This window comes from Alteromonas sp. S005 (assembly GCF_036864475.1).
In the GTDB taxonomy this organism is placed as follows: domain Bacteria; phylum Pseudomonadota; class Gammaproteobacteria; order Enterobacterales; family Alteromonadaceae; genus Alteromonas.
Genome location: NZ_JAZETN010000008.1, coordinates 1 through 25672, shown reverse-complemented (window position 1 = coordinate 25672; position 25672 = coordinate 1). Strand labels below are relative to the sequence as shown.

The following is a 25672-nucleotide window of genomic DNA, read 5'->3' as shown; positions in this document are numbered from 1 at the left end:
CAAAGCTGGCTTTAGTTTAAGCAGGTTTAACCTTATGGCGTTTTCGTTTGAGAACGCCGGTGGTTAGCGCAACACCGAATAAAATCATTAAGCCTCCCACTATGGTTTGAACTGACAAATGTTCCTGCAAGAACAGTACACCCCAAATAATGCCAAAAAGCGGTACTAGATAAGCTACGGTAATAGCCTTTGCAGGGCCAATATCGGCGATAAGTTTGAAATACAAGATATACGCGATACCGGTACCACCGACGGCGAGCGCTACGGCATTTACCCATGCATTAACGCTTGGCATTGTGTCTGGCAAAGTTGCTAGCGCAAAGGGCGCTAACATAATGCTGGCCATAGCTTGACTGCCTGTGGCCACAACTAAAGGCTTTACCCCTTGCAGCCATTTTTTCATCATGCACGCCGCAATTCCGTAGCCTGTAGTAGCTAAAAGCGCAGTTAAAATGGGAAGAAAGCTAATATCCCCCTCGCCAAGCTTTTGCTGACTAATAACGGTAACGCCTACAAAGCCAACAAAGAGCCCAACGACAGCTGACTTTGTTAGTTTATCGCCCAACCAAAGCCAAGCAACAATAGCCCCAAACATGGGTGCGGTAGCGTTTAGAATAGCGTTAACGCCTGCCTCTAAGTGCAAACTGCTGTAATTAAAAAGTACAAACGGGACGGCGGTATTTGCCAACCCTACTAGCGCTATGGCAACCCAGTGATGCTTAATATCTTTAACCGAGCCACGCAATAACAGTAAAGGAAATAGCACTGCCGTTGCTAGCAATGTACGAATTGCCACCAACACATAAATGCCAAATTCTGGTGCCGCTACACGCATAAAAATAAACGAACCGCCCCAAATACCCGCTAACACCAGAAGCGAGAGAATGTCTCTTATTGCCATTTTTCTATCACCATTCTCTTATAACCCATTATTTTATGACCACAGCACCCCTTGGGCTCCCTCTAAATTCAGTAAATACTGCTTACGTGGTAAACCACCCGCGTAGCCCGTTAAGGTTTTATTACTGCCAATTATACGATGGCAAGGTACTACAATAGCAATAGGGTTACGACCATTTGCCATACCCACGGCCCTAACGGCTTTTGGGTTACCTATTGCTTTGGCGATATCTAAATAGCTGGCCGTTTCACCATACTTTACGTGCTGTAATGCCTGCCACACTTGGTTCTGGAACACGGTTCCCTTAGGAGTAAGCGGTAAATCGAATTCCTGAAGCCGCCCATCGAAGTACGCCTTAAGCTGACGACAACCTTCATCAGTAACTGCGTTAGCGCAAGAATACTTACGAGCGTAAGCCTCACTACCAAGGGAGTTGTATAGCTCAGCTTCATCTGCGTTTAAAAACGCAATGGCTGTTATGCCTTCATCCGTTGATTCTATTTTGACTGGGCCTTGCTCGCTATTAACGAAACCTGTGTATACCATGATTAAGCCTCTTTTTGCTGATTGCTAAGTTGCCAAAGCTGAAGGGTTAAATAACTGCGCCATGGCGCCGCCTTATCAGGCTCAATCGGATACTGCTCTGCCACTTTACGAACAATTAAATCGCCTCCAAGATAAATATCTGGGTTTCTCTCGCCACGCATTTTTAAATAATCTAGTGTCCAGGGCCCCACGCCCTTAATTGCAAGGATATCTTCATGGGCTGGCGTGCTATCGCTAACAAATAATTGGGCAAAGCTGCGCAGCGCGTCTTTTCGCGCCTGTGGCATACGCAAAAACTTCAAGCTGTTGTCTGCGACTACTTCCGGGGTGGGAAAGCTATAGTGTTCCCTCGCCTCTAGTCCAGAGTCGTTAGGCGTAGTTGCACTCGGACGCCTTTCGCCAAGTTGATGTACAAGTAGTGTAACCTGTCCAATAGCCGCTTTTACACTGACTTGCTGCCCGACAATAGCACGGCAGCCGCTTTCAAATACGCTCCACGCGCTAGGAAGGCGTAGACCTGTCGTTAGCTGCTTTTGTGATAACCCGGCCTGCATTAAGCTTTGTTCAATTAATAGTGGGTCGGCATGAAGGTCTAGAACCAGCTTTATGTTTTCTATTACGGTATGAAGAGCGCGTAAATCTGGCATATCAATGTGAACATTGAAGCCGTTGCGCGTGTGATCATGTTCTGCTTTGAAGACACCAACATTAGACTGACTTGAAAAATAGCGCAGATAACTGTTTTCTGTAACTAGCTCCATACCCTCAATGGCGCGCGCTGCTAAAAAATCACGTACATAGGGCCAGTTATAAGGAGGACGATAAGCAAGGAACAGGGATATCGACTTTTGTTCGGCGGCCTGCTTTTTCCTAAGTTGTGTCGGCGAGGTTCCGCAATATCGCTCTACAGCTCGCTGTAATTGCCTAAGCGACTGATAACCTGCGGTTACTGATATATCTGTCATAGACAAGTGGGTTTGTTGAATAAGCTGTTTTGCGAACAAAGTACGCTGCATATTCTGAAATTGTTTAGGCGATATACCTACCGCATTGACGATCAGCTTATTTAAGTAGCGTTCACTTATTCCTAAACGGCGGGCAATATCAGCCACACTCTCTACAGGAATGGCAGATAATAGCGATAGCGCTCGACTTACTGTTGCGCCCACGCCTTTCCAAGCTGCAGAACGGGGGGCGCTGTCGGGTCGGCACCGAAAACACGGTCGATAACCTAGGGCCATAGCCTGAGTTGCATGTTCGAAATAAGTAACATTTTCTTCTTTGGGCAAGCGCGCTGGGCAAATCGGCCTACAAAATATGCCCGTCGTTTTTACTGCAACGAAAAATCGCCCGTCGAAACGCGGATCTCTGCTAAGTCTCGCCTTGGAAAATACGGACTCAGATAAACTTTTCCTTTCTGACGCCTCTTCTTCTTGCACAACATTGTTATCTAACATAAGTATGCAGCGCTCGCCCTTAACTCGTTACCAGAGCATAGTGTATCGCGTCTTTACTGTGTAAGTGCGACAAAATCGGTACTCTATAAAACCAGGGTTAAAATGAGTGAGTATAATTAGCGACATTTGATCATTGATGCGGCTAAACGCATAATAACAAGATAATAATAATGAACGCCCTGTGAAGTAACCTTGAAGTCACAGGCACAATGAGCTGACTATATGCTGAACTCTTCGCGCTTTTCACTACTTAGCCTAGCTACACTTTGGCTATTTGCGACACTAATGCTCATAGCTCAGAGTGCTTCTGCTGATTGGTTAGATGACTATGCAAATCACGTTAAAAAAGAAGCGTCAAAATACAATGTTCCTGGTTATGCATTTGTGTTTTACGAACAGGGAAAAGCGCCGCGGGTTTACGTTTACGGAAAGACCCGTAAAAAAAGCGGAAAGAGCGTTACCGAAGATACAGTATTCAGGCTAGCCTCTGTTTCAAAAACCTTCACTGCCCTTCTATCTGCCAAGCTTGTGGAGAAAAACCAGCTTAGCTGGGAGACCCCTATCTCCACTTTATTGCCCGACATACCTTTTACAGGAAAAGGTATGGGCGCGCTTCAGCTACAACATATTGTAGGGCAGTCCAGTGGCTTTATGCCTAACGCCTACGACAATCTAATTGAAGCCGATTATTCGTTAGAGCGCGTATTAGAATCTCTCGGTGAGCTTGAGCCCTTGTGTACACCTGGCGAATGTTACACCTATCAAAATGCACTTTTCGGAGCATTGGAGTACTACTTTAGCAACAATAATACTTCCTACTCGCGCCAACTTCAGGCAAACCTTTTTTCACCATTAGGCATGAAGACAGCCAGCGTTGGTAAAGGCGGTTTACTCGCATCACAGTCATGGGCACAACCTCATATCGCCATTGCTAGAAATAAATGGCGTGAAGGCAAAGTTGAAAGCAACTACTACCGCTTTTCTCCCGCGGCAGGAGTTAATGCCAGCATTTCAGATATGACCATTTATTTACAGGCGCTGCTTGGCGAATTCCCAACGGTGATTTCTGATGAAATGGTGGACTATGTCACAACAAAACGAGTCAGAACCAAGCGAGAAACCTATCGCAGGGGCTGGCGCGGTATGATCAGCGATGCGCATTATGGTTTGGGTTGGCGTATTTATGACTTAAATGGCGTGCAGCTTAACTATCATGGCGGCTGGGTAAAAGGCTATCGCGCCGACGTAGCCTTTATGCCCGAGAAAAAAGTGGGCTACGTGATGTTGATGAATGCAGAGTCAAATATGATTAACTCTACAACAGCGGAACTTTGGAAGCGCTATTTGAAAAAAGCCGACGCAGCTAATAAGTAGCGGCACCGGCTATATGAACCTGCGAACTTAAGTATAAAGAAATCGTAGGCTCTGGATTATTTACTATTGCTTAAGGTAAGTGTAACCCGCTAAACACTTCTCGTAGAAATCAGTCCAACGAACCCCTTCACGAGGATTTAAGTTACCGTCCCACACGTGTTTGTCTATCATGCGCTTCACATCTGATGCCATTGCACGCGGGTTATATTGCATAACGTTAAGCACATCTTCTACCGACGAGCCTTTCACCACTTCTTCAATGTAGAAATCTTCCGGATCATCATCATAGCTGTAAATATGCACTTCATTTAAGCGACCAAACAGATTATGCATGTCACCCATTACGTCTTGATACGCGCCCGTTAAGAACAAACCAATGTAGTACGGCTCGTCCTTCTTGAGTGGATGCATAGGCAGCACATCAGTGATCTCACGACCAATAGTGAACTGGTCAATTTTACCGTCACTGTCACAAGTAATATCCACCAGTGAGCAATTAACCGTGGGCTCTTCATTCATTCGAATAAGTGGTACTACTGGCAGAAGCTGGTCGATAGCCCACGTATCAGCAGCCGACTGGAACACAGAGAAGTTACATAGATATTGAGACGACAAGCTGTAATCTAGCTCTTGTAGCTCTTCAGGTACGTACTCTTCGTTGCGATACCACTTCTGTAAGCGACCCATGATATCCCAGTAAAGGGTCTCTATTTTGCCTAACTCTTCTAAAGTAAGAACGCGCAACTTAAATGCATCAAGCGCTTGCTCTTTATACTGAGAAGCATCGTTGTAAATCTCATGCATATTTGTTTGTTCATCAAACGTATCGGCAAGTTCACGCATGTTTTTCAAAAAGAAGTGCTCGCCTTCTTTTGCAGAAGTGTCCATATGCGATGCATTCGACTTAATCTCGCCCACAATTTCAGTGATAACACAGCTGTGGTGCGCCGTGATTGCACGCCCACTTTCACTTACCAAGTGCGGATGTGGTACACCTTCAAGGTCACACATTTCCTTCATGCCATAGACAACATCGGCAACGTATTCTTGCATGCTGTAATTACGTGATGATTCATTGGTTGAGTTACTGCCGTCATAGTCAATACCAAGACCGCCACCAACATCTACATAGTCCAGCGCAAAGCCCATTTTATGAAGGTCTGCATAAATACGAGCACCTTCGGTTACCGCTTCTTTTACCGCGCGAATATCGGTCAGCTGACTGCCAATATGAAAGTGAAGCAGCTTTAAACAATGGGCCATGCCCTGCTCTTCAAGATAGCGGGCTGCGTTGATAATTTCAGTAATAGTTAAGCCGAATTTCGCACGCTCACCACCAGAGCTTTCCCACTTACCTCGCCCTTTTACGGTCATTTTAGAGCGCACACCGATAATAGGGTCGATGTTAAGCTCTTTTGAAATTTTCACGAGTAAAAGTAGCTCGGTATATTTTTCCACTACCACAACAACTTTGCGACCAAGCTTCCTGCCTAACAGTGCAAGACGCATGACTTCATCGTCTTTATAGCCGTTAAGGATGGTCAACGAGTCTTCATTGGTATTCATTGCCAATACAGTAAGTAGCTCAGCTTTAGAGCCTGCCTCTAGCCCATAATTGTAGGGCTTACCTGCATCAACAATTTCTTCAACCACTTCACGCATTTGGTTAACTTTTACCGGATACACACCTTGGTACTGGCCTTGGTATTCGGCTTCTTCGATGGAGCTTCTGAAAGCTTTGTTCAAACCGGCAACTTGCGAACGCAAAATGTCGTGAAATCGCACTACAACGGGAAACTGTACGCCCTCTTTGCGGATATCTTCTATTACCGAATTAAAGTCGATTCGAATGCTAGGATCTTCAGGAACAGGAGTAATATGAACATTGCCATTCTCACCAATTTGAAAATAGCCACCACCCCATTGAGACACGCCATAGACGCGCTCTGCTTCTTCGATGCTCCAATCTGACAATTTATTCACCTATGTGTAAGTGGGCTAGGTTTATACCTAGCAAAGTAAGTGCGAAAATAAGCCGCGTATTATAGACAACGCAAGGCTGAACGCGAGCCTTGTTGCGATGTAAAATATCTATTGTGGCGACTAATTTTGTTTATCGAACGCGGGCTTTTTTAGCCTATCCAAGTTCGAACATAATCTATAACAACGTTATCTGCTTTTTCTTCACAATGAGTTATAAACTCTGAGATGCTTTGAGTACGTTCAAGTTCAAATCCCAGTTTAATTGATGGCGCGCTAAAAAACTTCTCTGCAATGTGATCAGCATTTGTTGCTTCATCTTCCAGCCATGTCTCGCTGAGCTGACTTCGCCGATCTAACTTTATAGGTGCTTTTATTTGATTGAAGGTATCAGAATTGGGGATTTGCCAACTACGCATGTCTACAAATAAGTGGAAGGGTCTACCTTTACGGGTTTTTAAGCAATCAGAAAGCTTAGCAAGGTACTGAATGTTCGTGGACATATCCCACTTACCACGAAGCGTGACCAAAATACAATTTCTAAACGGCTCAATATGAAAAGGGGTCGTAGACATTTACTCGTACATCTCTATGCGACTATATGAATAGCTAACTCAACATCTATAGCATTCACATACTAGAGCTGATAAGCATCAACTACAACTATAGTTGAGTACTTTATAATTAAGTTTAATACCCAATAAAAAGGCCTGTGTTTAAACAGGCCTTATTAGAAGATGTATCAAAGAGACACGCTGTATTAGTCGTCTCCGAATTCGCGAATAATGCTGTTGATGGTGTCTTTAGCGTCACCCAGAACCATACGCGTGTTGTCTTTGAAAAACAGCGGGTTGTCTACACCGGCAAAACCGGCATTCGCAGAACGCTTAAGTACAAAGACCGTTTTAGCACGATGGGCTTCGATAACTGGCATGCCGTAAATAGGGCTTCCTTTCATTTCTTTAGCCGCAGGGTTGACCACGTCATTCGCGCCAATAACGATAACCACATCATAGTTTTCCATACGAGGGTTAACGTCGTCCATTTCGTATAATTGGTCATAAGGCACGTCAGCTTCTGCTAATAACACGTTCATGTGGCCCGGCATACGCCCAGCTACCGCGTGAATGGCGTAATCAACCGTACAGCCATTTTCCTCTAGCAAGGACTGAAGTTCACGTACCGCGTGCTGCGCTTGCGCAACCGCCATACCATAACCAGGCACCACCAGTACGGCTTGCGCTGCTTCTAATACATAAAATGCATCTTGCGCCGACAGTACTTTAATCTCGCCTTCTATTTTCTCGCCGGCTTCTACTGGCTTGGCAAAGCCAGATAACAGCACATTCATCAGCGAGCGGTTCATGGCCTTACACATAATATTGGTAAGAATTAAGCCTGACGCGCCTACTAATAAGCCGGTAACAATCAATATTGTGTTACCTGTAGCTAGACCTGCCGCCGACGCTGCTACACCTGAGTAGCTATTTAAAAGCGCAATAACCACCGGCATATCGGCACCACCAATTGAAATGGTAGCCCACAAGCCGAAGCTTAGTGACAACGCAATAGCACAGTAAATCCAAAGTGGGTTGCTTGGGTCGGTAGTAAAGAAATAACCAATCACCACCATGCCAATAAGGTGTAAGATACTTAGCTCGCGAAGCCCTGTGAAAATAACGGCTTTAGAGCTCATTTTTCCTGACAACTTACCCCAGGCTACCACCGAGCCAGAGAACGTAATGCCCCCAACTAAAATTGTGAAAAACAGGGTAATAAAAGTAAACGCACTTTCAGTTTTAAGGGTAATTAGGCTCATTCCGGCTAATGTTGCCCAACCCAGCAGCAATGACGCTGCGCCACCAAAGCCATTAAATAACGACACCATTTCTGGCATTGCCGTCATTTCAACGGTCTTAGCTTTCCACGCACCAAAGGCACCGCCAATAACAAAACCTAGCAGGATGTAATGATAGCTAATAATCTGCTGGTCAAGCAGGGTGACGACGACAGCAACCAGCATACCAATGGCAGAAATAAAGTTACCTTTTTTCGCGGTATCTGGATGGCTAAGTAATTTAAGCCCAAGTATAAATAGTGCCGCAGCTACTACGTACGCAAGGTTTATTACGGTTACGATATCACTCACTTGCGTACTCCTTATTTATCTTTTTTCTTGAACATGCCAAGCATGCGATCAGTAACGAGATAACCACCCACCACGTTGATGCTGGCCAGCGCCACCGCTGCGGTACCAAGAATGGTCGTTAGCAAGTTGTTGTCGCTACCCGAGGCTACCAATGCTCCCACTAACGTAATACCCGATATTGCATTAGAGCCTGACATTAAGGGTGTATGTAACGTAGCGGGGACTTTTCGAATTAATTCAAAACCCAAAAAAGCAGCCAGTAGCACGATGAAAAGTAAGTAAATGATTTCCATGATTAGGCTCCTTTGTATGCGTTGTTAAGCATGTCGTTGGTAATGTTACCGTCGTGGGTAATAACACAGCCGGCTAGAATGTCGTCTTCTAAATTCAGCCCAAAGGTTTTGGTTTCATCGTCAAAGAACTCATCCACAAGGTTGTAGATGTTATTGGCGTACATGTCGGTAGCGGCTTTAGCCACATACTGGCTCCAGTTACCATTACCAATTACCTTTACACCGTTAACTTCAACGGTTTCGCCAGCAACCGAACCTTCAACATTACCACCTGATGTTGCCGCCATATCTACAACCACACTGCCCGGCTTCATGAGTGCTAATGTATCTTTTGAGATAAGTACGGGTGGTTTGCGACCAAATAACTGCGCTGTCGTAATAACAATGTCAGAGTCGGCAATCGCGTCGCGTTGCGCTTCTTGCTGCTTCGCTTTTTGTTCATCGGTCAGTTCTTTGGCGTAACCGTCTTTCGTTTGACCTGTTTCACCAATGTCGATCTTAAGGAATTTGCCACCTAGCGATTCTACTTGCTCTGCCACTACCGCGCGGGTGTCGTAAGCAAGCACATTTGCGCCCAAGCGTTTCGCGGTAGCTATAGCTTGAAGACCCGCTACGCCCGCGCCAATAATAAATACCTTTGCTGGTTTTATTGTTCCTGACGGTGTCATCATCATAGGTAATATTGATGGCAACTGATTCGCCGCCTGCATTACCATGACATAACCTGCAAGACTCGCTTGCGAACTCAACGCATCCATTTTTTGTGCACGAGAAGAACGAGGGATCATCTCTACAGAAATAGCAGTTAGCCCCTTTTCTGCAATAGACTCAACAAGCGATTGCTGAAAGAAAGGGTCGAGATGGCCTACCACAATGGCCCCTTTTTTCATCAACGCTAGCTGTGCATCGGTGGGTTTGTTCACCGCCACCAGCATATCTGCTGTTGATAATGCATCATTCACATCATCGATGACAGTTACGCCTACATCTTTATATTCTTTATCTGAATACCCTGAGTGTACGCCCGCCCCCGCTTCAAGCAGTAAGGTCGCCCCTTTTTTCACCAGACGCTGTGCACTACTAGGTGTAGCCGCACATCGCTTCTCCACATTATTTTGCGGATCTGGCGCTTTTGACTCATTTAATATTATGATTTTCACACGCTTCTCCTCACATTCCGGCTATCCGAGAATGACACCCTTTAAACAGTACTAAGCCATTTTATTCACTTATGCCTAGCATTCTCTAGCGAAATCAAAAACAGAACAGGCAATTTCTGTATTTATTTTGCTTCGAATAGCACCCCTTACTTCGCTTATTTTTCAAGCGAAACTGCGGCAAAGCTACGCTATGTGGGCATACATCACTAGTATCATTTACTTACGAGTCATAACTAATATTTATATAGAAATGACATACAGGCGATAAATGAGGTAGATAAAAGGGCATTTATTCTGTGAATATATTAATAATTGTGCATTTTTTAAACACACGTAAAGGTGAATTACGCTAATCGATGACGAAGAAATCACGCCTTTTAAACAAGGTGACTCAGATAATTTAAAAAATTGTTAAATATTTTTGGGGGATTTTACAAACCGTGTCGTCTTGATGAATTAACAGCGAAATGCTGTGAGAGAAAGCCAAGTGGGGTGCACACCATAAGGCGCATTAAAATTAACGATTAGGACACACACCATCATGTATAGGAAAACTAAGCTTGCATGCTCAGTGGCAGCAGTTTTAGCGTCGGCTATTTCTGCAAATAGTGCATTGGCCCAAGACGCGCAACCCAACAAAGACGTAGAAGTGATTGAGGTAAGTGGTATCCGCTCATCGGTTGCTAAATCGATGGATGTTAAACGCAGCTCTGCTGGTGTAGTCGACGCCATTAGCGCAGAAGACATCGGAGATTTTCCCGATACCAACTTAGCTGAATCACTACAGCGTATTACCGGCGTATCTATCGACCGTTCAGGCGGTGAAGGCCAGCTAATTACCGTACGTGGTTTTGGACCACAGTTTAACACCGTGTTGGTAAATGGCCGTCAAATGGCGTCTGAAAACGATTCGCGTGCGTTCAGTTTCGACACGATTGCTTCTGAGTTAGTAAGCAGCCTTGATGTGCATAAAACGTCAACGGCCACAATGCAGTCTGGTGGTGTAGGCTCTACCATTAACATTAATACCGCACGCCCGTTTGCATTAAACGGTTTTAAAATGGCTGGCTCAGTAAAAGGCGTGTACGACGAAAATAGCGAAGAAACAACACCGCAATTTTCTGGCCTTATTAGCAATACGTTCAACGACGACACTTTCGGTGTATTACTTGCCGTTTCACACCAAGAGCGTGAGACTCGCTTAAACCAGGCTCAGATGGACGGTTGGCTAGAAAACGTTGGCGTGCCAAACCCTGTTACCCAATCAGGCGACGCCTGGACAGGCAATGTATTTTCACCGCGAAACTACGACCACAAAGTGACCTTTGAAGAGCGCACTCGTACTAATGCTAATCTTGTATTCCAATATGCACCTAACGACAAGCTGGTTGTAACTGCTGACGCACTGTATTCAGATTTTGACGTAGAGTCTGAAGCAACATCTTACGGCCACTGGTTTACCGCACCTAACATTCAGGGTGTAGGCGATGACGGCAGCCTGTTTGATGAAAACGGCAATCGCCGCAGCCCAACGGTTGATGCAAACGGTACTATTGTCGATTTATACCAAGAGGTAGGTTTGGCGACAGATATGCACGCCAAAACATTCGACCGTTTAACCGATACCTATGCCATAGGCCTTAACTTTGATTACCAGTACTCTGATAATCTGAATTTATCGTTTGATTTAAGTCATTCAGAAGCCGAACGCGAAGCCAATAACGGCGGCGGCGATCAGCTTTCACTCATTGGTTATGCCAACCGCGTACGATTCCAGGTAGATGACAATATTTTACCTGTTGCCAGCATGTTCGCTTCGCCTAATGGCAATATTTATAGCGGACAACAAGAACTCGATGGCGCGATTGTTACTGGTCCTGACGGCTTCCCTATATACAACCCTGCACTGTCACCTGATGGTGTGAGCAATCATCTTGATGAAGCTAACAGCCGAGCTCACGTAATGCTGCGTCGAGGCTGGGCGGTAGAAGATGAAGTGAGCCAGCTGCGCTTTGACGGCGAATACGTAACAGATGGCAGCGGCCTAACTGAAATTCGCTTTGGCGCACAGTACAGCACCGAAACCAAATCACTTACCCGCTGGGACAATGAAGGTGTAGGTATTCACTGTACTTACTGTGGTTACCCCGACTTACCTGAGATCCCAGCAGGCAGCCAATACGTTTTTGACGCAGGCAGCGATTTTCTTTCTGACGTCAGTGGTAGCGGTCGCATGCCCACTTCATGGCTTGCCCACGATGGCGAAGCCAACTTTGCGTTTTTAGAATCTTACTATCAAAGCGTAAATGGTGATTCGATTAGTTTTGATGCGGTGCGCCGTAACAACAGCTTTGAAGTTGAAGAAGATATTATCTCTACCTATATGGAATTCGACTTTGAAGGCGAAGTTGCAGACATGTTCTTAAGCGCAACCGCAGGTGTGCGTTATGAAATGACGGATGTAACGGTTAACGGAACGCAAGCGCCAATAACGGGCTTAACGATTCTGGATCAAACCGAAATGCTGGCTGGTTTTGGCGATGCGCAAAGTATTGCCACTGAGTCTGATTACGACGTGCTATTGCCAAACTTCAGCGTACGTTTGGAAATTACCGACGACTTAATTGCGCGCTTTGCGGCGAGTTCTACCATTACTCGCCCTACGCTTAACAGCATGTCGCCGGTAACCGTAATTACGACTACCCGCCAAGGTGGTGATTTAACGTCTACCAGTGGTAACCCTGCACTAGAGCCATTCAAATCGGATAACTTGGACTTGTCGCTTGAGTATTACTACGACGAAGCAAGTTATGCATCAATTGGTTACTTCAGAAAGCTGGTATCGAACTTTATTGTTAATAGCCAAGAAGACAAAACCTTTGAGCTTGCTGACGGCAGCCTGCTAACAGACCCCTCTACAGGCGCTAACGCCAGCGCGCCAGATGCGGGTGACGACGTTGCTGTGTTTACCAATACTCTGCCAAATAACGGTGAAGACGCGACGGTAGACGGCTTCGAGCTTGCGCTTCAGCACACTTTCGATAACGGCTTTGGGGTGCTTGCCAACGGGACCATCGTTGACAGTGATGCCGAACTCGATCCATTCGATATTAATCAAGTATTTGCACTAACCGGGTTAAGTGATTCTTACAACTTGGTGGCATTTTATGAAACTGACGATTATCAAATTCGTCTTGCCTATAACTGGCGTGATGAGTTTGTTCAGTCGTTAACACAAGGGCAGGGTGACGGCCCAACCATTGTTGAGTCTTATCAACAGCTTGACATTAGCGGTAGCTACAGCGTGACAGACAATGTAGAAATCTTCTTTGAAGGTATTAACCTTACAGAAGAGTTTGTACATAAACGCGGTCGCTTCTCTAATCACTTGCTGTTGGTTGAAGACAGCGGCAGACGTTGGGCCTTCGGTGTGCGCGGAAACTTTTAGTTTCGCGTAATTGGGGCCGACATTTGTTGGTCCCACATTCGTGGCTACCATTTGGTAGCCACAGTTTTTATTCAGGAAATCAGTATGACAACAGCAACTCCCATAACGCACATTGTAGTAGTTGGTGGCGGTAGCGCAGGGTGGCTAACGGCTGGTCGTATTGCAGCGCAACATCAATGCGCTACCCGCAAAGACATTAAAGTAACCTTAGTAGAAAGCCCCAATGTGCCTATTATTGGCGTGGGTGAGGGCACCTGGCCAACCATGCGCTCAACACTAATTGCATTGGGTATTAGCGAAACCACTTTCATCAAAGAATGCGACGCCACATTCAAGCAAGGAGCAAAGTTTGCTAAGTGGACCACCGGTGAAGAGCACGATTTTTATTACCACCCTCTCATGCTTCCCCAAGGGTTTTCGCAAACAAATTTAGGCCCTTACTGGCAGACTGTAGCACCGGAATTAAACGAGTCTTTTTCCCATGCAGTATGTGTTCAGGAAGCGATATGCGAAGCAGGTTGTGCACCTAAAAGCATACGCCACGCAGAGTTTGCAGGCACCGCAAACTATGCTTATCACCTAGATGCAGGAAAATTTACTGCCTTTTTAACCAAACACTGCACTGAAAAACTAGGTGTACACCATGTGTTGGCCGACGTTAACCGTGTCGAAAGCAGTGACAACGGCGATATCAAAGCCCTTCATACCGCGCAAGGGGTAACAGTAGAAGGCGACCTTTTTGTTGACTGTACCGGCTTCAAATCTATGCTGCTCGGCGAACACTACAAGGTGCCGTTTATTCCTTGTGACGATGTACTTTTTATCGACCGAGCATTAGCAGTACACGTGCCTTATGACACCCCGCAAAGTCCTATTGCATCCCACACTATCTCTACCGCACAAGACGCCGGTTGGATTTGGGATATCGGTTTGCAGTCACGCCGAGGTGTAGGCCACGTCTATTCCAATAGGCATCAGAGTAAAGATGACGCCTATGCTCGCTTAGACACATACGTTCGCCAAACCAGCACGTTAAACGGCATAGATGGGATAAACGTAAAAGACATTACTATTCAAAGCGGACACAGGGAGCGCTTTTGGCAAAATAACTGCGTGGCTGTCGGGCTAGCGGCGGGCTTTCTAGAGCCGTTAGAAGCCTCAGCGCTTGTACTGGTGGAACTGTCTGCCTCAATGATCGCCGAACAGTTACCAGCAAACCGGGCCGTAATGGATATTGTGGCGAAGCGCTTTAACGACACCTTTTCTTACCGTTGGCAGCGAATTATCGACTTCTTAAAGCTGCATTACATGTTGAGTAAGCGAAAAGACAGCGCATTTTGGCGGGACAATCGCGATAGTCATACTATTCCGGATTCATTAAAAGAATTACTCGCACTGTGGCAATACCACCCACCTAGTGACAAAGACTTTACCAGCAACAACGAGGTATTCCCCGCGGCAAGCTATCAGTATGTTCTGTACGGTATGGGGTTCACCTCAGATTTAGGCGCACATCAGCAATGGGTGAACGCCGACTTTGCTAAGCAACAGTTGATGCAGAACAGAAAAGCTCGCGGCATGGCGGTGGAGAAACTGCCTAAACATCGCGAACTTATTAATAAAATTCACCAATTCGGCCTGCAGGCCGTTTAACGTAAATCAATAAGCAGGGCCTACGTATGACTCACATGGTTGCCATTAATAATAAACAACATGCAGATTTGAAAGTAACCGACGATGCATTGTCACTCAGTGCCAATCAGCACCTTGTACCTGTGGTGGTCTCTGAACTCAACAAGCTTGTGGTACATTACCCCGTTGTGATCACCAAGTTTGACGATTCTGGACAATTTGGCTTATCTGCCTTGCTAGGTTTTGAAGAAAAAGAAAACCTATTTTGGCAACAAGGTGAATGGGAGGCGGTTTATATTCCCGCACAGTTTGAACGCCTGCCTTTTTATGTAGGAACGGAAGCGCAAAGCGCTGACAGCAGCAACCGGGTGCTGTGCATTGATATGGATAACGCTTCAGTAAGCGAAGAAAAAGGTACACCGCTTTTTGATAACACGGGAGAGCCCAGTAACTACCTGTTAGAAAAGCAGCAGATCCTTGCTCAGCTTCTTGACGGTGAAACGCAAAATCAACGTTTTATTGCCGCGCTGCAACAGCATAACCTTATCACACCATTCACCCTAGATATTACCTTTGAAAACGAAAGCAAAACGTCTATAACAGGGTTATATACCATTGATGAAGATAAGCTTGCGGCGCTTAGTGCTGACGCGATTGCTGATTTGCATGCACAACACATGCTGCAAAGCATTTACACGCTCATAGCGTCAAACGCACAAATCTATGCCCTTATCGACAAAAAGAACAAGGCGAATAAAAACGCAGACGCATGGTTTCAAACTACGAATTGATTAAGGTTGGTGAACAAGCCACACCGATTGTTGTTATCGATGGCTTCATACCAGACCCGCTGAGTTTGGTAGAAACAATTGCTCAACATCACCGATTTACAAAACAAGATGGCGACTTTTATCCGGGGGTGAGAAGTCACCCGCCCCAGGGGTATGTCGAACACCTACATGCCTCGCTTCCGCTGCTGTTTAGCCAACTTGCTTCGCATAATGGGCTACAAGATTTTGGCGTGGAAAAGCCGCTTCAAATACCCCTAGTGCAACTTTCCATAGCCAATCAAGCGCCGAAAAGTTTATCGCCCATTCAATGTATTCCGCACATCGATACGCAAAAGGATAATGAATGGGCATTGGTGCACTATCTGTTTAGCGCGCCTTTGGGCGGTACTGCATTCTATCGACATATTGAAACGGAGTTAGAGCGGGTTAATGCAGCGCAATACGAAGGCTATTTTAAAACCTTAAAACGTCAGGCCACCAGCGTAGGGTTACCACCTAAAGCGTACATAAACGGTGATACCGCCATGTTCACCCAAATCGCCCGCATTGAGCCTATGTTTAATCGCGCCGTGTTGTATCCAGCCAACTTGCTACACAGCGGCTGTTTATCTAACGATATTTCGAACTCTGTTAACGTGAAAGAAGGCAGGCTAACCGCAAACGCCAGTATCGTTTTTTGACCCCCTTTTTAACAGGGCATGACGTAACATCTATAGAGTAGTCTAGGCGTGTAGCATCACTGTTTATGTGCCTTGTGCAAAATATTTATGAAGGTTTATTCATACAAAAAGGTGATCGAAACTTTATTTTCAAACGTTTCCTCGCTAAATCACTGTATAGGATATTTATTATGTTTGGACTTTTCAAAAGCAACCCAACCAAAAAGATGCGAAAGCAGTATGACGCCCTTCTTGAGAAAGCCATGTATGCGCAAAGAAACGGCGATATAAAAACGTATTCCTTGCTCACAGCGCAATCTGAACAGCTATGGAAAGAAATAGAGGCATTGGAACAAGGTACGCCAAAATCATAGAGCGCTATGAATTAGGATAAATAAGGCGGTTAGTAGGTGATGTTAACGCCCACTGCATAGCGGGCGCCTGCATCTTGCACTAACAACAAATGGTTACTGAATCGACCGCGCTTATGCACGGTTTCATTAGTAATATTGATACCTTCAAAAAATACGGAAACTTTTGGGCTGAACTGGTATGACAGACTCATGTCCCACTGCTGGTAAGGGCTGACAAAGGTGGGTTCAGTACTTTGGGGTTGGTTCAGTGACTGTAAAAAGCCTTCTCGTTGGTTCCAAGCCACCCGCCATTGCAGTGCATTCTTCTCGTAAAACAACACCATGTTTTTTGCACCCGACAGCCCCGTAAGCGCAAAGGTTGAACGGATATTGGCGGTGTCTAATTCAGCGTTGCTGTCTACAAAGCTCGCATTGGCCTGAATTCCCCACCCTGAGTCGCCAAACAAATGCTGCACTGCTATCTCGACCCCTTCAACCGTTGCTGACTCGCCATTGCTGGGAGATACTACGGAAAATTCCGCTATCGCATCAGCATCGTCGGCTGCGTTTGGATCCGTGCCGGTGCTAGGGTCAGTCACGTTATTAAAGGTTTGTGTACTGCTTTCATTAACAATGAAATTATCTACCGTTTTTCTAAAGTAACCTGCCGATATATAGCTATTTTCCTGGTAGTAATGCTCAATGGCCACATCAATGTTTTTTGCCTCAAAGGGCAATAGCTGTGCGTTTCCTATACGCGCTCTCAGATCCCCACCTTGTCGCGTGGTGGTATAGGTTACACCTGGCGCCATCTGTTCTAAGGTTGGACGGGTGATACTGTGATTGTAAGCAGCCCGAAATACCCAGCTATCTAACCAGCTGGCTTTAAGACTTACGCTAGGTAGAACGTTGGTGTAGTTTGACGATTCATCAATGCTTACCGAGGCGCCAAACTCTTGCCCCAGTTCGGTTTGGTCTAAAATGACTAACGCCGATAACTGTTCGTCGACACCACTTACTTTTACGTCAGTATACTCAGCGCGTAGCCCTAGATGCACATCGATAAACCAAGGCGCAAAATCCTTTTCGATAGCGGCTTGAGCATACGCCGCATACACCGTTTCTTTAACCGCGAAAGAACTCCCCCGGGTTTCAGCGGCTAAACTGACATTTCCGGCGTTCTCCAAGTAACGAAATAGAGTATCACCGTCGTGACGCAGCCACTGATGAGGTATGTTCTCATGCCCACTAATCGATCCGAGAAAATCGTCGCCTGCGTCAAATATGGTTTGGAAGCTGTCGGGAATATCTGGCGCATCAAAATAGCCGCAAAAACTGCAGTGTCTTGCGTCTGCTTCGTTGTCTCTTCTTTCGTTGGCCTTTTCTCGTTGAGTTAATGCTCCGCCAACGTCAATTTTGCTAAACCAGTTATCATCGCCAAGTACGCTTACATTGATTTTTGCTTGCCCTATATCGTCGTCAACACTCCATCCTCTGCGCAGCATAACGTGGGAACGCCCGTTTGCTGGGTCTAAGTAATGGGACACCCCCACAGGCTCACCTAAAGCGTTAACTTGACGAGGATTAGCTTGTTCAAAGCCCGATATAGCCGGCAATATATTCGACTGAGTGTGGTCGAATGAAGAGCGATTTAGATAACCGATAAGCGAGAGAGAATTGCCCTCTCCATTGTTGTCATCGACATTAGCCATTGAATAAGACAAATCAGCATCAACAATTACGCTATCGCTTGCGGTGTAGTTCGCTGCAAAACCGAAGCTGTTTAAGGTCGACGAACGGTTAAAAGTGCGAGCGTGAAAGTCTGTGGCATGCCCACTGTTTTGTGAAAAAGATACCGCTGTGCCATTTTTATCAACCGTAACATCTTCAAGGTTACTTGACGTGAACCAATGCCCCATTGAGGTTGCCGAGGTCTCCACATCGAACGTCGATCCCAAGTAGTCGGCAGTAAGCTCTAGCTTGTTGTTAGGTCTATACTGTAAAACGAGTGCAGACCCCGTGCGGGTTCTATCATCAAACCGCACTCTTTGATCGTAATTTCTGGGAACGTATAACGTAGGAACGTATTCAGAAAGCTCACTTTCAGGTACGTTAGTATTTACCAACCAGCCATCAATTTGCGCTTCTTCTAACCGCGCTTGGCGCTTGTGCTGAGTAAAGGAGGCTAGAATACCAAACGAGTTATTTAAATAGGTGTTGCTGAACATAGCAGACGTTGAGGGCGCGTATTGTTGCGAGTTGGTGTCGTACTGCATTTTGACGCTGCCAGCCGCCCGCATTCCTTTGAAGGATAAAGGTTTAGCAGTTTGAACATCAATCGTAGCGCCAATGCCACCCGACTGCATGGTAGCCTGGCTTTGTTTATGCACGGTTACACTGCTGACAATCTCAGAAGCCAGTGTATCAAAACTGAATTCGCGCCCGAGCTTATCGGTTGCCATGGGCCTGCCGTTTAATAAAACCCGATTAAATTCCGGCCCAAAGCCTCTCACCGTAACAAGTTGCCCTTCCCCTTCTGCGCGGTCGATAGATACGCCAGACACACGCTGCAGCGCTTCTGCGAGGTTTTGATCGGGGAACTTACCCATATCCACCGACTGGATAGTATCAATGATGACGTTCGCGTTACGTTTAATCCCCACTGATTGAGCAACACGCGCTCGCAAGCCCCTTACTTCAATATATTCAATATCATAACTACCTTGCTCGTCAGGTACGGTTACCAAGCTATCGTCTTGTGCGGTAATGGCGTTAAACAGGCGACCAAGCAAGTGATTGTTTTCATCGCCATCGCTAGCAGGCGCTATTTTTATGCGGGTATTATCAACAATGTGAGCACTTAGGCCCGTACCATTTAAAAGCTTTTTAATTGCCTCCTGCGGAGTATAGTGTCCACTTACTTCGTTGGCTAAGACATGTCTTACTTTATTGAAGGGAAAGACAACGGTCAGCTCGGCTTGATTGGCAAACGCGATGATTGCCTCGTCTGCACTTTGTGCAGGAATAGCGAAATCTATCGCGGAGAGCAGCGATGTATTCTGTGTAATCACTTCGGCTTGTTTGTAAGGAAGCACTGACTGAGCGATAGCGGTGTTGCTTGCGCCTAACGACACCAAACACAGCGCAACCGTTAAAGCTTTAGGCTTAAAAGGCAGCGTGGGTGGTGTGTCGAAAGGGTTATTTGCCACAGGCATATTTGTTTTTACGCTATTGTTATTATTAATTTATGAGGGGGCAATGCATATGCGTCACCCTGCTTTTTATTGTTGGTGTTGTTTTAAACTAGCGCCGCATTATATACAACCCATTAACAAATTTAATTTTTGAGCGATAATGTTGAAAATACTGGGGGAAAATAGCCTGGCTGTCGTCTTAGTAAGTAACAACGATAAAAAATAATAATATGCCCATAGAAACAGCCATACATAATGCCTATATGTCGGCGCGCGGCTCGATGGCCAAGATGCTATCGCGCCTTGTGCCGCCTAAAGAAGTCGACGACATACTACAGGATACGTACGTTCGCTTGTGTCAGGCTAAATCTACTGAGCATATTAAAGAGCCCAAGTCGTTTTTGTTTAAAACCGCAAAAAACTTGGCTTACGATCATTTAAAGCGTGCTGACACGCGCATGGTCGACGACAGCGTAGAGGTTGCGGCAGCGTTGGAAAGTGCAATTAGCGGTGTTGAAGATGAGACGTTTCACAACAACGCTACCCAGCAAGAGTTTAAGCTGTTTTGTGACGCAGTGCGCGCTCTTCCCAAACAATGTAGGCGCGCATTTGTATTGAAGAAAGTGTATGGCTACTCTCTTAAGGAGATTGCCCAGGAATTAGAGATAAGCGAAAAAACCGTGGAAAAGCATATAGCTGAAGGTATAAAAAGATGCACCTTGTTTATGCGAAGACAAACAACGTCGCATACACAGCCGCATGCTTATCAAAGTGGTGGGCAAAACAACACGGCGGAAGTAAAGAGAGACGCCCATGAATAGTTCGACAGACGAAACAAAAATTGACAAGCCAGTCACTCAAAGCAACGTCGTTCAGTTTAACAGTGACGAACGTATACTAGATGCCGCTAGCGAGTGGCTTGTTAAGTTAGACGAAGGGCTTGATGACGACGAAACGCAAGCGCTAAAAAACTGGCTTAAGACGCCATTGCATCGAGACACTTTCCTTGAGATGGTCGTCTTATGGGACAAGATGTCGGTGCTAAAAGAACTGGCTGATATCGTACCTCATACACCTGAGCCTAACGCCAAACACAAAACAAACAGCACCGTCACTTGGAAGCGCCCGCTGGCCATTGCTGCCTCGTTTTTAATGGTTGGGCTGTTAAGTTATCAGGGGCTAAATTTATTCTCGCCGTCTAATCAAACCGAACCTGTTGCACAAATGGCAAGCTACTCGTTACAAGCCTCGACCAAACTGGGCGAGCACAAGAGTATTAGCTTAGAGGACGGCAGTACACTATGGCTTAATACCAACTCTCAAGTGAACATCGCTTTTACTGAAACCTCACGGATTATTCAGCTTGTCAAAGGTGAGCTTCATATCGAAGTGGCGAAAGACAAATCCCGCCCGCTCAATGTACTTGCAGCAGGAAAAGCCATACAGGCGGTTGGTACTGCGTTTAATGTGCAATATCACCGCGGCGACCTTGAACTGGTAGTTACCGAAGGCGTGGTAGAAGTCGCCAGCTATACACTTAACAAAGCGAATGGCGAAAGCATTATTGATCCAATTATTAAACCGCAGGCTCAGCCACTGACGTTAGTTCAAGGTGAAAAATCGCTTTTATCTTTGCCTAACAGCACCGTTGAGGCAGTGTCAGATGAAGATATCGCGAATGATTTAAGCTGGCGTGAAGGCAAGATTGTATTTCGCGGCGAGCCACTAATTGACGTGATAGAAGAAGTAAGCCGATATACGGACAAAACCGTTGTTTTAGGTGATGCTGCGCTTGCCAATATGCAAGTTGCAGGGCTATTCAACACCAATGATGTAGACGCGCTTATTGCCGCCCTTGCCGACAATTTACAGATATCTACAGACTACTCTAGCGACACTATTGTCCTTCGCCCCCGTTAACGGTGGGTTTGGCTCATAAGTTCCTACTTAGCTTTATTGAGCTACAGACTAAGCATAAAGCGTGCTCTAAAGCTTAACTCGCGCTTTTACCCACTACCCCTTACAATGACGTCTTATACCAGTCCGAATCCGTTGGTATTACATATAAATGCATCAAACAATAAGGCGTCTTTGATATGCAAATAGGCAGTGCTGTAACGGCAATTAAGCAGCTCACTTCTAGGCTACTATTTCTGGCCACCTGCGCGGTGCTATCTAATACAGCTTTCGCCATTGAAGCAGGCCAATATTACTATTTCATTTCTGATAAGTGCGTAGCTAAAGGCCCTCAAACGCCCGAAGAGCGAGGCGCAGTCACCCCAGACGTCATGCTGTTTGAAGTAGTACCTGCTGGGATTAGCGACTACTACATAAACATGAATACAAGCGCACTGGTTCACTATGCAGAGGAAGGGCAAGAGTACCTTTCATCATTGGAAGCAGAGCAGGCCTATACTGCTGGTAAAGCACCGTCAAAAGACAGTATTAGCAAAGACGGCAATGCTATTCATCACGACTTTATGCTGCAGCGCGAAGCAATAGATTTAAAGACCCTGATAAACACGTTAAATGGTTTTTCCCAGCTGCAGTCTGATAAAGGCTACTTTTTTAAGAAGATTGTAGGGCTTTCAAACCCTAACGCTAAGTTCAAAGCCATTACCCGGGTTCGCTTAACCGATATGGGTTACGACAATCGCATGATGCTAACAAGCTACTCCAGCGACTACTTTATGCTGGATGAACAAGGCAAGACCTCTGACACACCTTTTATTGAAGTAGATCACGGCGCTGCACTTCGCGGTTCGCTTCACGAGACCAGCAGTCCTTACGCCATATTCACAAAAAATTCAGTATGTGGTGAAAAATGGGAGCCAGGCAATTAGCAAAAACATATTCTAAACGCTTATAGAAAGTGCCGAGCTTGCATCGGCTTTCGTGACGTCTGTTTGTGACCGCAGTTTTAATTACTACGATAGAGCGTTTTAATAAGGTGGTAGCCGAAACGGGTCTTCACGGGCCCGTGTACTTTAAGCACTTCTTTCTTAAACACCACGTCGTCGAAGGCTTTTACCATTTGGCCTCTACGAAATTCGCCTAAGTCGCCGCCCCGCTTGCCCGACGGACATTTAGAATGACGCTTTGCCAACGTTGCAAAGTCCTTACCCTTTTTAATCTGCTCCAAAATAGAAAGCGCTTCTTTCTCTGTTTTAACCAAAATGTGAAGTGCGGATGCCGTTGCCATGACTGGGACCTAATGAATATCGAAGTTTTTGAGAATTGAATCGTGCTTGTTAAGTATACCCCAGTAAACCACTTGTATTCTATTGGTCAGTTCAACGTGTTGACGCACCACCCTATTCAGAAACCTGACTGATAGCTCTATTTTAAAAATCACCAAAGTCTTAGCTAATGTGAAAACTAGCTAAGACCTTCGCCTAAATATTTAAAACGACTCCCACTCACTTGAGGCAGGTATGCTTGGTTTAAGCACTTGTTTTGTGTCTAATAAATTCAGATTATCAGCAGCTTTATTTTCTAGTCTTTGGTTGTTACTTATCGAAGATAAAGCAGGCGCCTGCACATCAACAGCTCTCTTCGCAACACTGAACATGGATACTTTTTGCGATAAGTTACCTGCTTGATGCTGTAGACTTTCGGCTGCTGCAGCGGCTTCTTCAACAAGTGCTGCATTTTGCTGCGTCATTTCATCCATCTGCACAATGGCTTTACTCACCTCTTCGATGCCTGAGGCCTGTTCAGAACTAGCCGCAGCAATCTCCGTCATAATGTCGTTTACTCGCTTTATCGACTCTACGACGTTTTCCATTGTTTCACCAGACTGCCTAACAAGCGTATTCCCACTCTCAATTTTGCTTACTGAGTTAGAAATTAGCTCTTTAATTTCTTTTGCAGCTTCTGCCGAACGTTGGGCCAAGCTTCTCACCTCCGAAGCAACAACTGCAAAGCCACGCCCTTGCTCGCCCGCTCTGGCTGCTTCGACTGCAGCATTCAGCGCCAAAATATTGGTTTGAAATGCTATGCCGTCAATGACACCAATAATATCTGAAATTTCTTGAGCGGATTCGTTGATGAGTGACATCGTATCAACGACTTGACTGATAAGTTCTCCACCTTGGGTTGCCACGCCGCAGCTCTGGGATGCTAACCCATTAGCTTGCGCCGCATTTTCCGCATTGAGCTTAACTGTACCGGTTAACTCCTCCATACTCGACGCAGTCTCCTCTAGACTGGAAGCCTGCTGCTCTGTTCTGCTTGAGAGGTCTGAATTCCCCGTCGCAATCTCTGCTGAGGCAGTGTTGATAGTCTCAACTGCCGTGTAAATTGCACCAATCGTGTTAGACATTTGTTCAACGAATTGATTTATTGCGTTGCCAAGAACTTCAAATTCACCTTCAAATTTGTGCTCTATCTTGCAGTCTAAATTGCCTTTAACTAACTCACCCATCGTGGCTTTGATGTCGTTTATAGCCTGCTTTCTACCTGTAATGTCGACGGCATACTGTACGACTTTAAATGGCCGGCCGCTTAGATCGAATATAGGGTTGTATGAAGCTTGAACCCATACCTCCTTACTCCCTCGACCTACACGTTTGAATTCACCACTTACCAGCATACCGTCTTGGAGCTGGTCCCATAGCTGGCTGTATTCAATGCTTCGCTTAAAATCTTCGTCAACAAACAAACTGTGATGACGCCCTTTAACTTCCTCGAGACTATAGCCCATCATTGAAAGAAAGTTGTCGTTGGCATGCAACACCTTTCCACCCATATCAAACTCAACTACAGGCTGCGCTTTATTAATCGCATCTATCTGGCCTTCAAAATAGGCATTTTTTAATTTTGCTTCTGTAATATCGCTTGCGAACTGTACTATTCTTATTACTTTACCCGCTTCATTCATAACAGGGTTAAATGATGCCTGTAGCCAAACTTCTTCACCATTACTGTTCACGATGCAGTATTCGCCTTCTTGCTCATTACCGTTACGTAATTCTCTCCAGAATTCAGAATAGGCCTCTGATTTTTTCTCGTTCGCTGTACACAATGTTTTATGATGATTTCCTATTAGGTTAGTATCATCAAATCCCGTTATTTCTTGAAATTTACTATTAGCATTTTGAATAACACCATCCGCTGTATATTCAACGACAGCTTGTGCCTTGTTAAGAACATTGAGCATGGTTGTTTTAATTAATAGCTCAGATTGATCTACCCACTCAACCATAGTCCCAATGTTTTTGTTTGATTGATCAAAAAGAGGGGTGAGCGTAAGCTTAAATATTAAATCACCGATAGTTACGGAAGACACCATTGTGGTTTTAAGTTCAGCCAACACATTGCGCTGATGAGAGGGGTTCTTATGAAACTGATCGATGTTTTGCCCGACTAGATTGGAAGCCGAAAAGTTAGGTAAAACAGCCTTGAGTTTAGACTCGTTGTCTTTCAATAGTTTTTGAACAGCATCATTTACAAAAATTATATTGCGATTGGCATCTGCCATCATTATGCAGCACGTTGTTGCATTCAGCGCTTGTTTATTTCGCTGAGCCTGCTTCGCATCAGTCGCAGAAGAAAAGTCTTCTAGCCATGTCATTACACCCATCAGTTTTACCTCTACGTTTAATCTTTTTGCCTTTTCAATAACCAAATCATAAGACTGACAGAGATGCATTTTTCAATGAAAGTATTACACGTTTGGCTGCAATCACTAATCCTTTAAAAAAATTGAAGCTTAAACCGCTCTCCGTTGCCCA

General features: G+C 45.4%; 20 protein-coding genes. 9 read left to right on the top strand and 11 right to left on the bottom strand.

Annotation, left to right across the window (positions count from 1 at the left end; genetic code table 11):
* Positions 1 to 16: 16 nt before the first annotated feature.
* The 3 genes from V7R55_RS10960 to V7R55_RS10950 are packed head-to-tail and all read right to left on the bottom strand — an operon-like array spanning position 17 to position 2904.
* Positions 17 to 901: a DMT family transporter gene (locus V7R55_RS10960; RefSeq protein ID WP_334059511.1), complete on the bottom strand. Its 885-nt coding sequence runs from the start codon at positions 899 to 901 to the stop codon at positions 17 to 19.
* Between the two features lie 33 nt (positions 902 to 934).
* The gene (locus tag V7R55_RS10955; RefSeq protein ID WP_334059510.1) at positions 935 to 1447 is read right to left on the bottom strand and encodes a methylated-DNA--[protein]-cysteine S-methyltransferase; all 513 of its coding nucleotides are present in this window, start codon (positions 1445 to 1447) and stop codon (positions 935 to 937) included.
* A 2-nt stretch (positions 1448 to 1449) separates the two neighbouring features.
* On the bottom strand, positions 1450 to 2904 hold the full coding sequence (locus tag V7R55_RS10950; protein WP_438823590.1) for a DNA-3-methyladenine glycosylase 2 family protein: 1455 nt from the start codon (positions 2902 to 2904) through the stop codon (positions 1450 to 1452).
* Positions 2905 to 3126: 222 nt separating this feature from the next.
* Between V7R55_RS10950 and V7R55_RS10945 the strand changes: the two genes are divergently transcribed.
* A complete protein-coding gene (locus tag V7R55_RS10945) occupies positions 3127 to 4278 on the top strand; it encodes a serine hydrolase domain-containing protein (RefSeq protein ID WP_334059509.1) in 1152 nt (383 codons plus the stop codon).
* A gap of 63 nt (positions 4279 to 4341) precedes the next feature.
* Here the strand turns inward: V7R55_RS10945 and speA are convergent, their stop codons facing one another.
* The 5 genes from speA to V7R55_RS10920 all read right to left on the bottom strand — a co-directional run bounded on the left by speA (position 4342) and on the right by V7R55_RS10920 (position 9860).
* Entirely contained in the window at positions 4342 to 6252 is a 1911-nt protein-coding gene (speA, locus tag V7R55_RS10940) for a biosynthetic arginine decarboxylase (protein WP_334059508.1), read from the bottom strand.
* Between the two features lie 158 nt (positions 6253 to 6410).
* Positions 6411 to 6833 (bottom strand): arginine decarboxylase, encoded by a 423-nt coding sequence (locus V7R55_RS10935; RefSeq protein ID WP_334059507.1) that lies wholly within the window; start codon positions 6831 to 6833, stop codon positions 6411 to 6413.
* 185 nt (positions 6834 to 7018) lie between these two features.
* Positions 7019 to 8407 (bottom strand): NAD(P)(+) transhydrogenase (Re/Si-specific) subunit beta, encoded by a 1389-nt coding sequence (locus V7R55_RS10930; RefSeq protein WP_014951244.1) that lies wholly within the window; start codon positions 8405 to 8407, stop codon positions 7019 to 7021.
* Between the two features lie 11 nt (positions 8408 to 8418).
* A complete protein-coding gene (locus V7R55_RS10925; RefSeq protein WP_014951245.1) occupies positions 8419 to 8700 on the bottom strand; it encodes an NAD(P) transhydrogenase subunit alpha in 282 nt (93 codons plus the stop codon).
* 2 nt (positions 8701 to 8702) lie between these two features.
* The gene (locus tag V7R55_RS10920) at positions 8703 to 9860 is read right to left on the bottom strand and encodes an NAD(P) transhydrogenase subunit alpha (protein ID WP_334059506.1); all 1158 of its coding nucleotides are present in this window, start codon (positions 9858 to 9860) and stop codon (positions 8703 to 8705) included.
* Between the two features lie 541 nt (positions 9861 to 10401).
* Between V7R55_RS10920 and V7R55_RS10915 the strand changes: the two genes are divergently transcribed.
* From V7R55_RS10915 to V7R55_RS10895, 5 genes are all read left to right on the top strand, one after another.
* Positions 10402 to 13308, top strand: coding sequence for a TonB-dependent receptor (locus V7R55_RS10915; RefSeq protein ID WP_334059505.1), 2907 nt, complete (start codon positions 10402 to 10404; stop codon positions 13306 to 13308).
* Positions 13309 to 13392: 84 nt separating this feature from the next.
* The gene (locus V7R55_RS10910; RefSeq protein WP_334059504.1) at positions 13393 to 14961 is read left to right on the top strand and encodes a tryptophan halogenase family protein; all 1569 of its coding nucleotides are present in this window, start codon (positions 13393 to 13395) and stop codon (positions 14959 to 14961) included.
* Positions 14962 to 14987: 26 nt separating this feature from the next.
* Positions 14988 to 15731: a SapC family protein gene (locus tag V7R55_RS10905; RefSeq protein ID WP_334059503.1), complete on the top strand. Its 744-nt coding sequence runs from the start codon at positions 14988 to 14990 to the stop codon at positions 15729 to 15731.
* Positions 15710 to 16411 (top strand): DUF6445 family protein, encoded by a 702-nt coding sequence (locus V7R55_RS10900; RefSeq protein ID WP_334059502.1) that lies wholly within the window; start codon positions 15710 to 15712, stop codon positions 16409 to 16411. Before V7R55_RS10905 ends, V7R55_RS10900 begins: the two co-directional genes overlap by 22 nt.
* A 170-nt stretch (positions 16412 to 16581) precedes the next feature.
* Positions 16582 to 16764, top strand: coding sequence for a DUF6435 family protein (locus V7R55_RS10895; RefSeq protein WP_334059501.1), 183 nt, complete (start codon positions 16582 to 16584; stop codon positions 16762 to 16764).
* Between the two features lie 29 nt (positions 16765 to 16793).
* Here V7R55_RS10895 and V7R55_RS10890 read toward each other — a convergent pair whose 3' ends face one another.
* Entirely contained in the window at positions 16794 to 19958 is a 3165-nt protein-coding gene (locus V7R55_RS10890) for a TonB-dependent receptor (protein WP_334059500.1), read from the bottom strand.
* A 209-nt stretch (positions 19959 to 20167) separates the two neighbouring features.
* On the opposite strand from V7R55_RS10890, the gene V7R55_RS10885 reads away from it, so the two are divergent.
* The 3 genes from V7R55_RS10885 to V7R55_RS10875 all read left to right on the top strand — a co-directional run bounded on the left by V7R55_RS10885 (position 20168) and on the right by V7R55_RS10875 (position 22780).
* Complete coding sequence (locus tag V7R55_RS10885; protein WP_334059499.1) at positions 20168 to 20758, top strand: sigma-70 family RNA polymerase sigma factor; 591 nt, start codon at positions 20168 to 20170, stop codon at positions 20756 to 20758.
* Positions 20751 to 21857, top strand: coding sequence for a FecR family protein (locus V7R55_RS10880; RefSeq protein WP_334059498.1), 1107 nt, complete (start codon positions 20751 to 20753; stop codon positions 21855 to 21857). The genes V7R55_RS10885 and V7R55_RS10880 overlap by 8 nt, the downstream gene beginning before the upstream one ends.
* Positions 21858 to 22033: 176 nt before the next feature.
* Positions 22034 to 22780: a hypothetical protein gene (locus V7R55_RS10875; RefSeq protein ID WP_334059497.1), complete on the top strand. Its 747-nt coding sequence runs from the start codon at positions 22034 to 22036 to the stop codon at positions 22778 to 22780.
* Between the two features lie 77 nt (positions 22781 to 22857).
* Here V7R55_RS10875 and ppiC read toward each other — a convergent pair whose 3' ends face one another.
* Both ppiC and V7R55_RS10865 read right to left on the bottom strand, forming a co-directional pair.
* Complete coding sequence (gene ppiC, locus V7R55_RS10870; protein WP_334059496.1) at positions 22858 to 23139, bottom strand: peptidylprolyl isomerase PpiC; 282 nt, start codon at positions 23137 to 23139, stop codon at positions 22858 to 22860.
* A 201-nt stretch (positions 23140 to 23340) separates the two neighbouring features.
* The gene (locus V7R55_RS10865) at positions 23341 to 25521 is read right to left on the bottom strand and encodes a methyl-accepting chemotaxis protein (protein ID WP_334059495.1); all 2181 of its coding nucleotides are present in this window, start codon (positions 25519 to 25521) and stop codon (positions 23341 to 23343) included.
* Positions 25522 to 25672 lie beyond the last annotated feature (151 nt).

Bases quoted from the DNA above. Each gene is read 5' to 3' on its own strand.
- V7R55_RS10950 (WP_438823590.1), bottom strand. From the start codon at position 2,904: ATGTTAGATAACAATGTTGTGCAAGAAGAAGAGGCGTCAGAAAGGAAA.
- V7R55_RS10890 (WP_334059500.1), bottom strand. From the start codon at position 19,958: ATGCCTGTGGCAAATAACCCTTTCGACACACCACCCACGCTGCCTTTT.
- V7R55_RS10915 (WP_334059505.1), top strand. From the start codon at position 10,402: ATGTATAGGAAAACTAAGCTTGCATGCTCAGTGGCAGCAGTTTTAGCG.
- V7R55_RS10955 (WP_334059510.1), bottom strand. From the start codon at position 1,447: ATGGTATACACAGGTTTCGTTAATAGCGAGCAAGGCCCAGTCAAAATA.
- V7R55_RS10960 (WP_334059511.1), bottom strand. From the start codon at position 901: ATGGCAATAAGAGACATTCTCTCGCTTCTGGTGTTAGCGGGTATTTGG.
- ppiC (WP_334059496.1), bottom strand. From the start codon at position 23,139: ATGGCAACGGCATCCGCACTTCACATTTTGGTTAAAACAGAGAAAGAA.
- V7R55_RS10925 (WP_014951245.1), bottom strand. From the start codon at position 8,700: ATGGAAATCATTTACTTACTTTTCATCGTGCTACTGGCTGCTTTTTTG.
- V7R55_RS10945 (WP_334059509.1), top strand. From the start codon at position 3,127: ATGCTGAACTCTTCGCGCTTTTCACTACTTAGCCTAGCTACACTTTGG.
- V7R55_RS10885 (WP_334059499.1), top strand. From the start codon at position 20,168: ATGCCCATAGAAACAGCCATACATAATGCCTATATGTCGGCGCGCGGC.
- V7R55_RS10875 (WP_334059497.1), top strand. From the start codon at position 22,034: ATGCAAATAGGCAGTGCTGTAACGGCAATTAAGCAGCTCACTTCTAGG.
- V7R55_RS10910 (WP_334059504.1), top strand. From the start codon at position 13,393: ATGACAACAGCAACTCCCATAACGCACATTGTAGTAGTTGGTGGCGGT.
- V7R55_RS10865 (WP_334059495.1), bottom strand. From the start codon at position 25,521: ATGGGTGTAATGACATGGCTAGAAGACTTTTCTTCTGCGACTGATGCG.
- V7R55_RS10895 (WP_334059501.1), top strand. From the start codon at position 16,582: ATGTTTGGACTTTTCAAAAGCAACCCAACCAAAAAGATGCGAAAGCAG.
- V7R55_RS10900 (WP_334059502.1), top strand. From the start codon at position 15,710: ATGGTTTCAAACTACGAATTGATTAAGGTTGGTGAACAAGCCACACCG.
- V7R55_RS10880 (WP_334059498.1), top strand. From the start codon at position 20,751: ATGAATAGTTCGACAGACGAAACAAAAATTGACAAGCCAGTCACTCAA.
- V7R55_RS10905 (WP_334059503.1), top strand. From the start codon at position 14,988: ATGACTCACATGGTTGCCATTAATAATAAACAACATGCAGATTTGAAA.
- V7R55_RS10935 (WP_334059507.1), bottom strand. From the start codon at position 6,833: ATGTCTACGACCCCTTTTCATATTGAGCCGTTTAGAAATTGTATTTTG.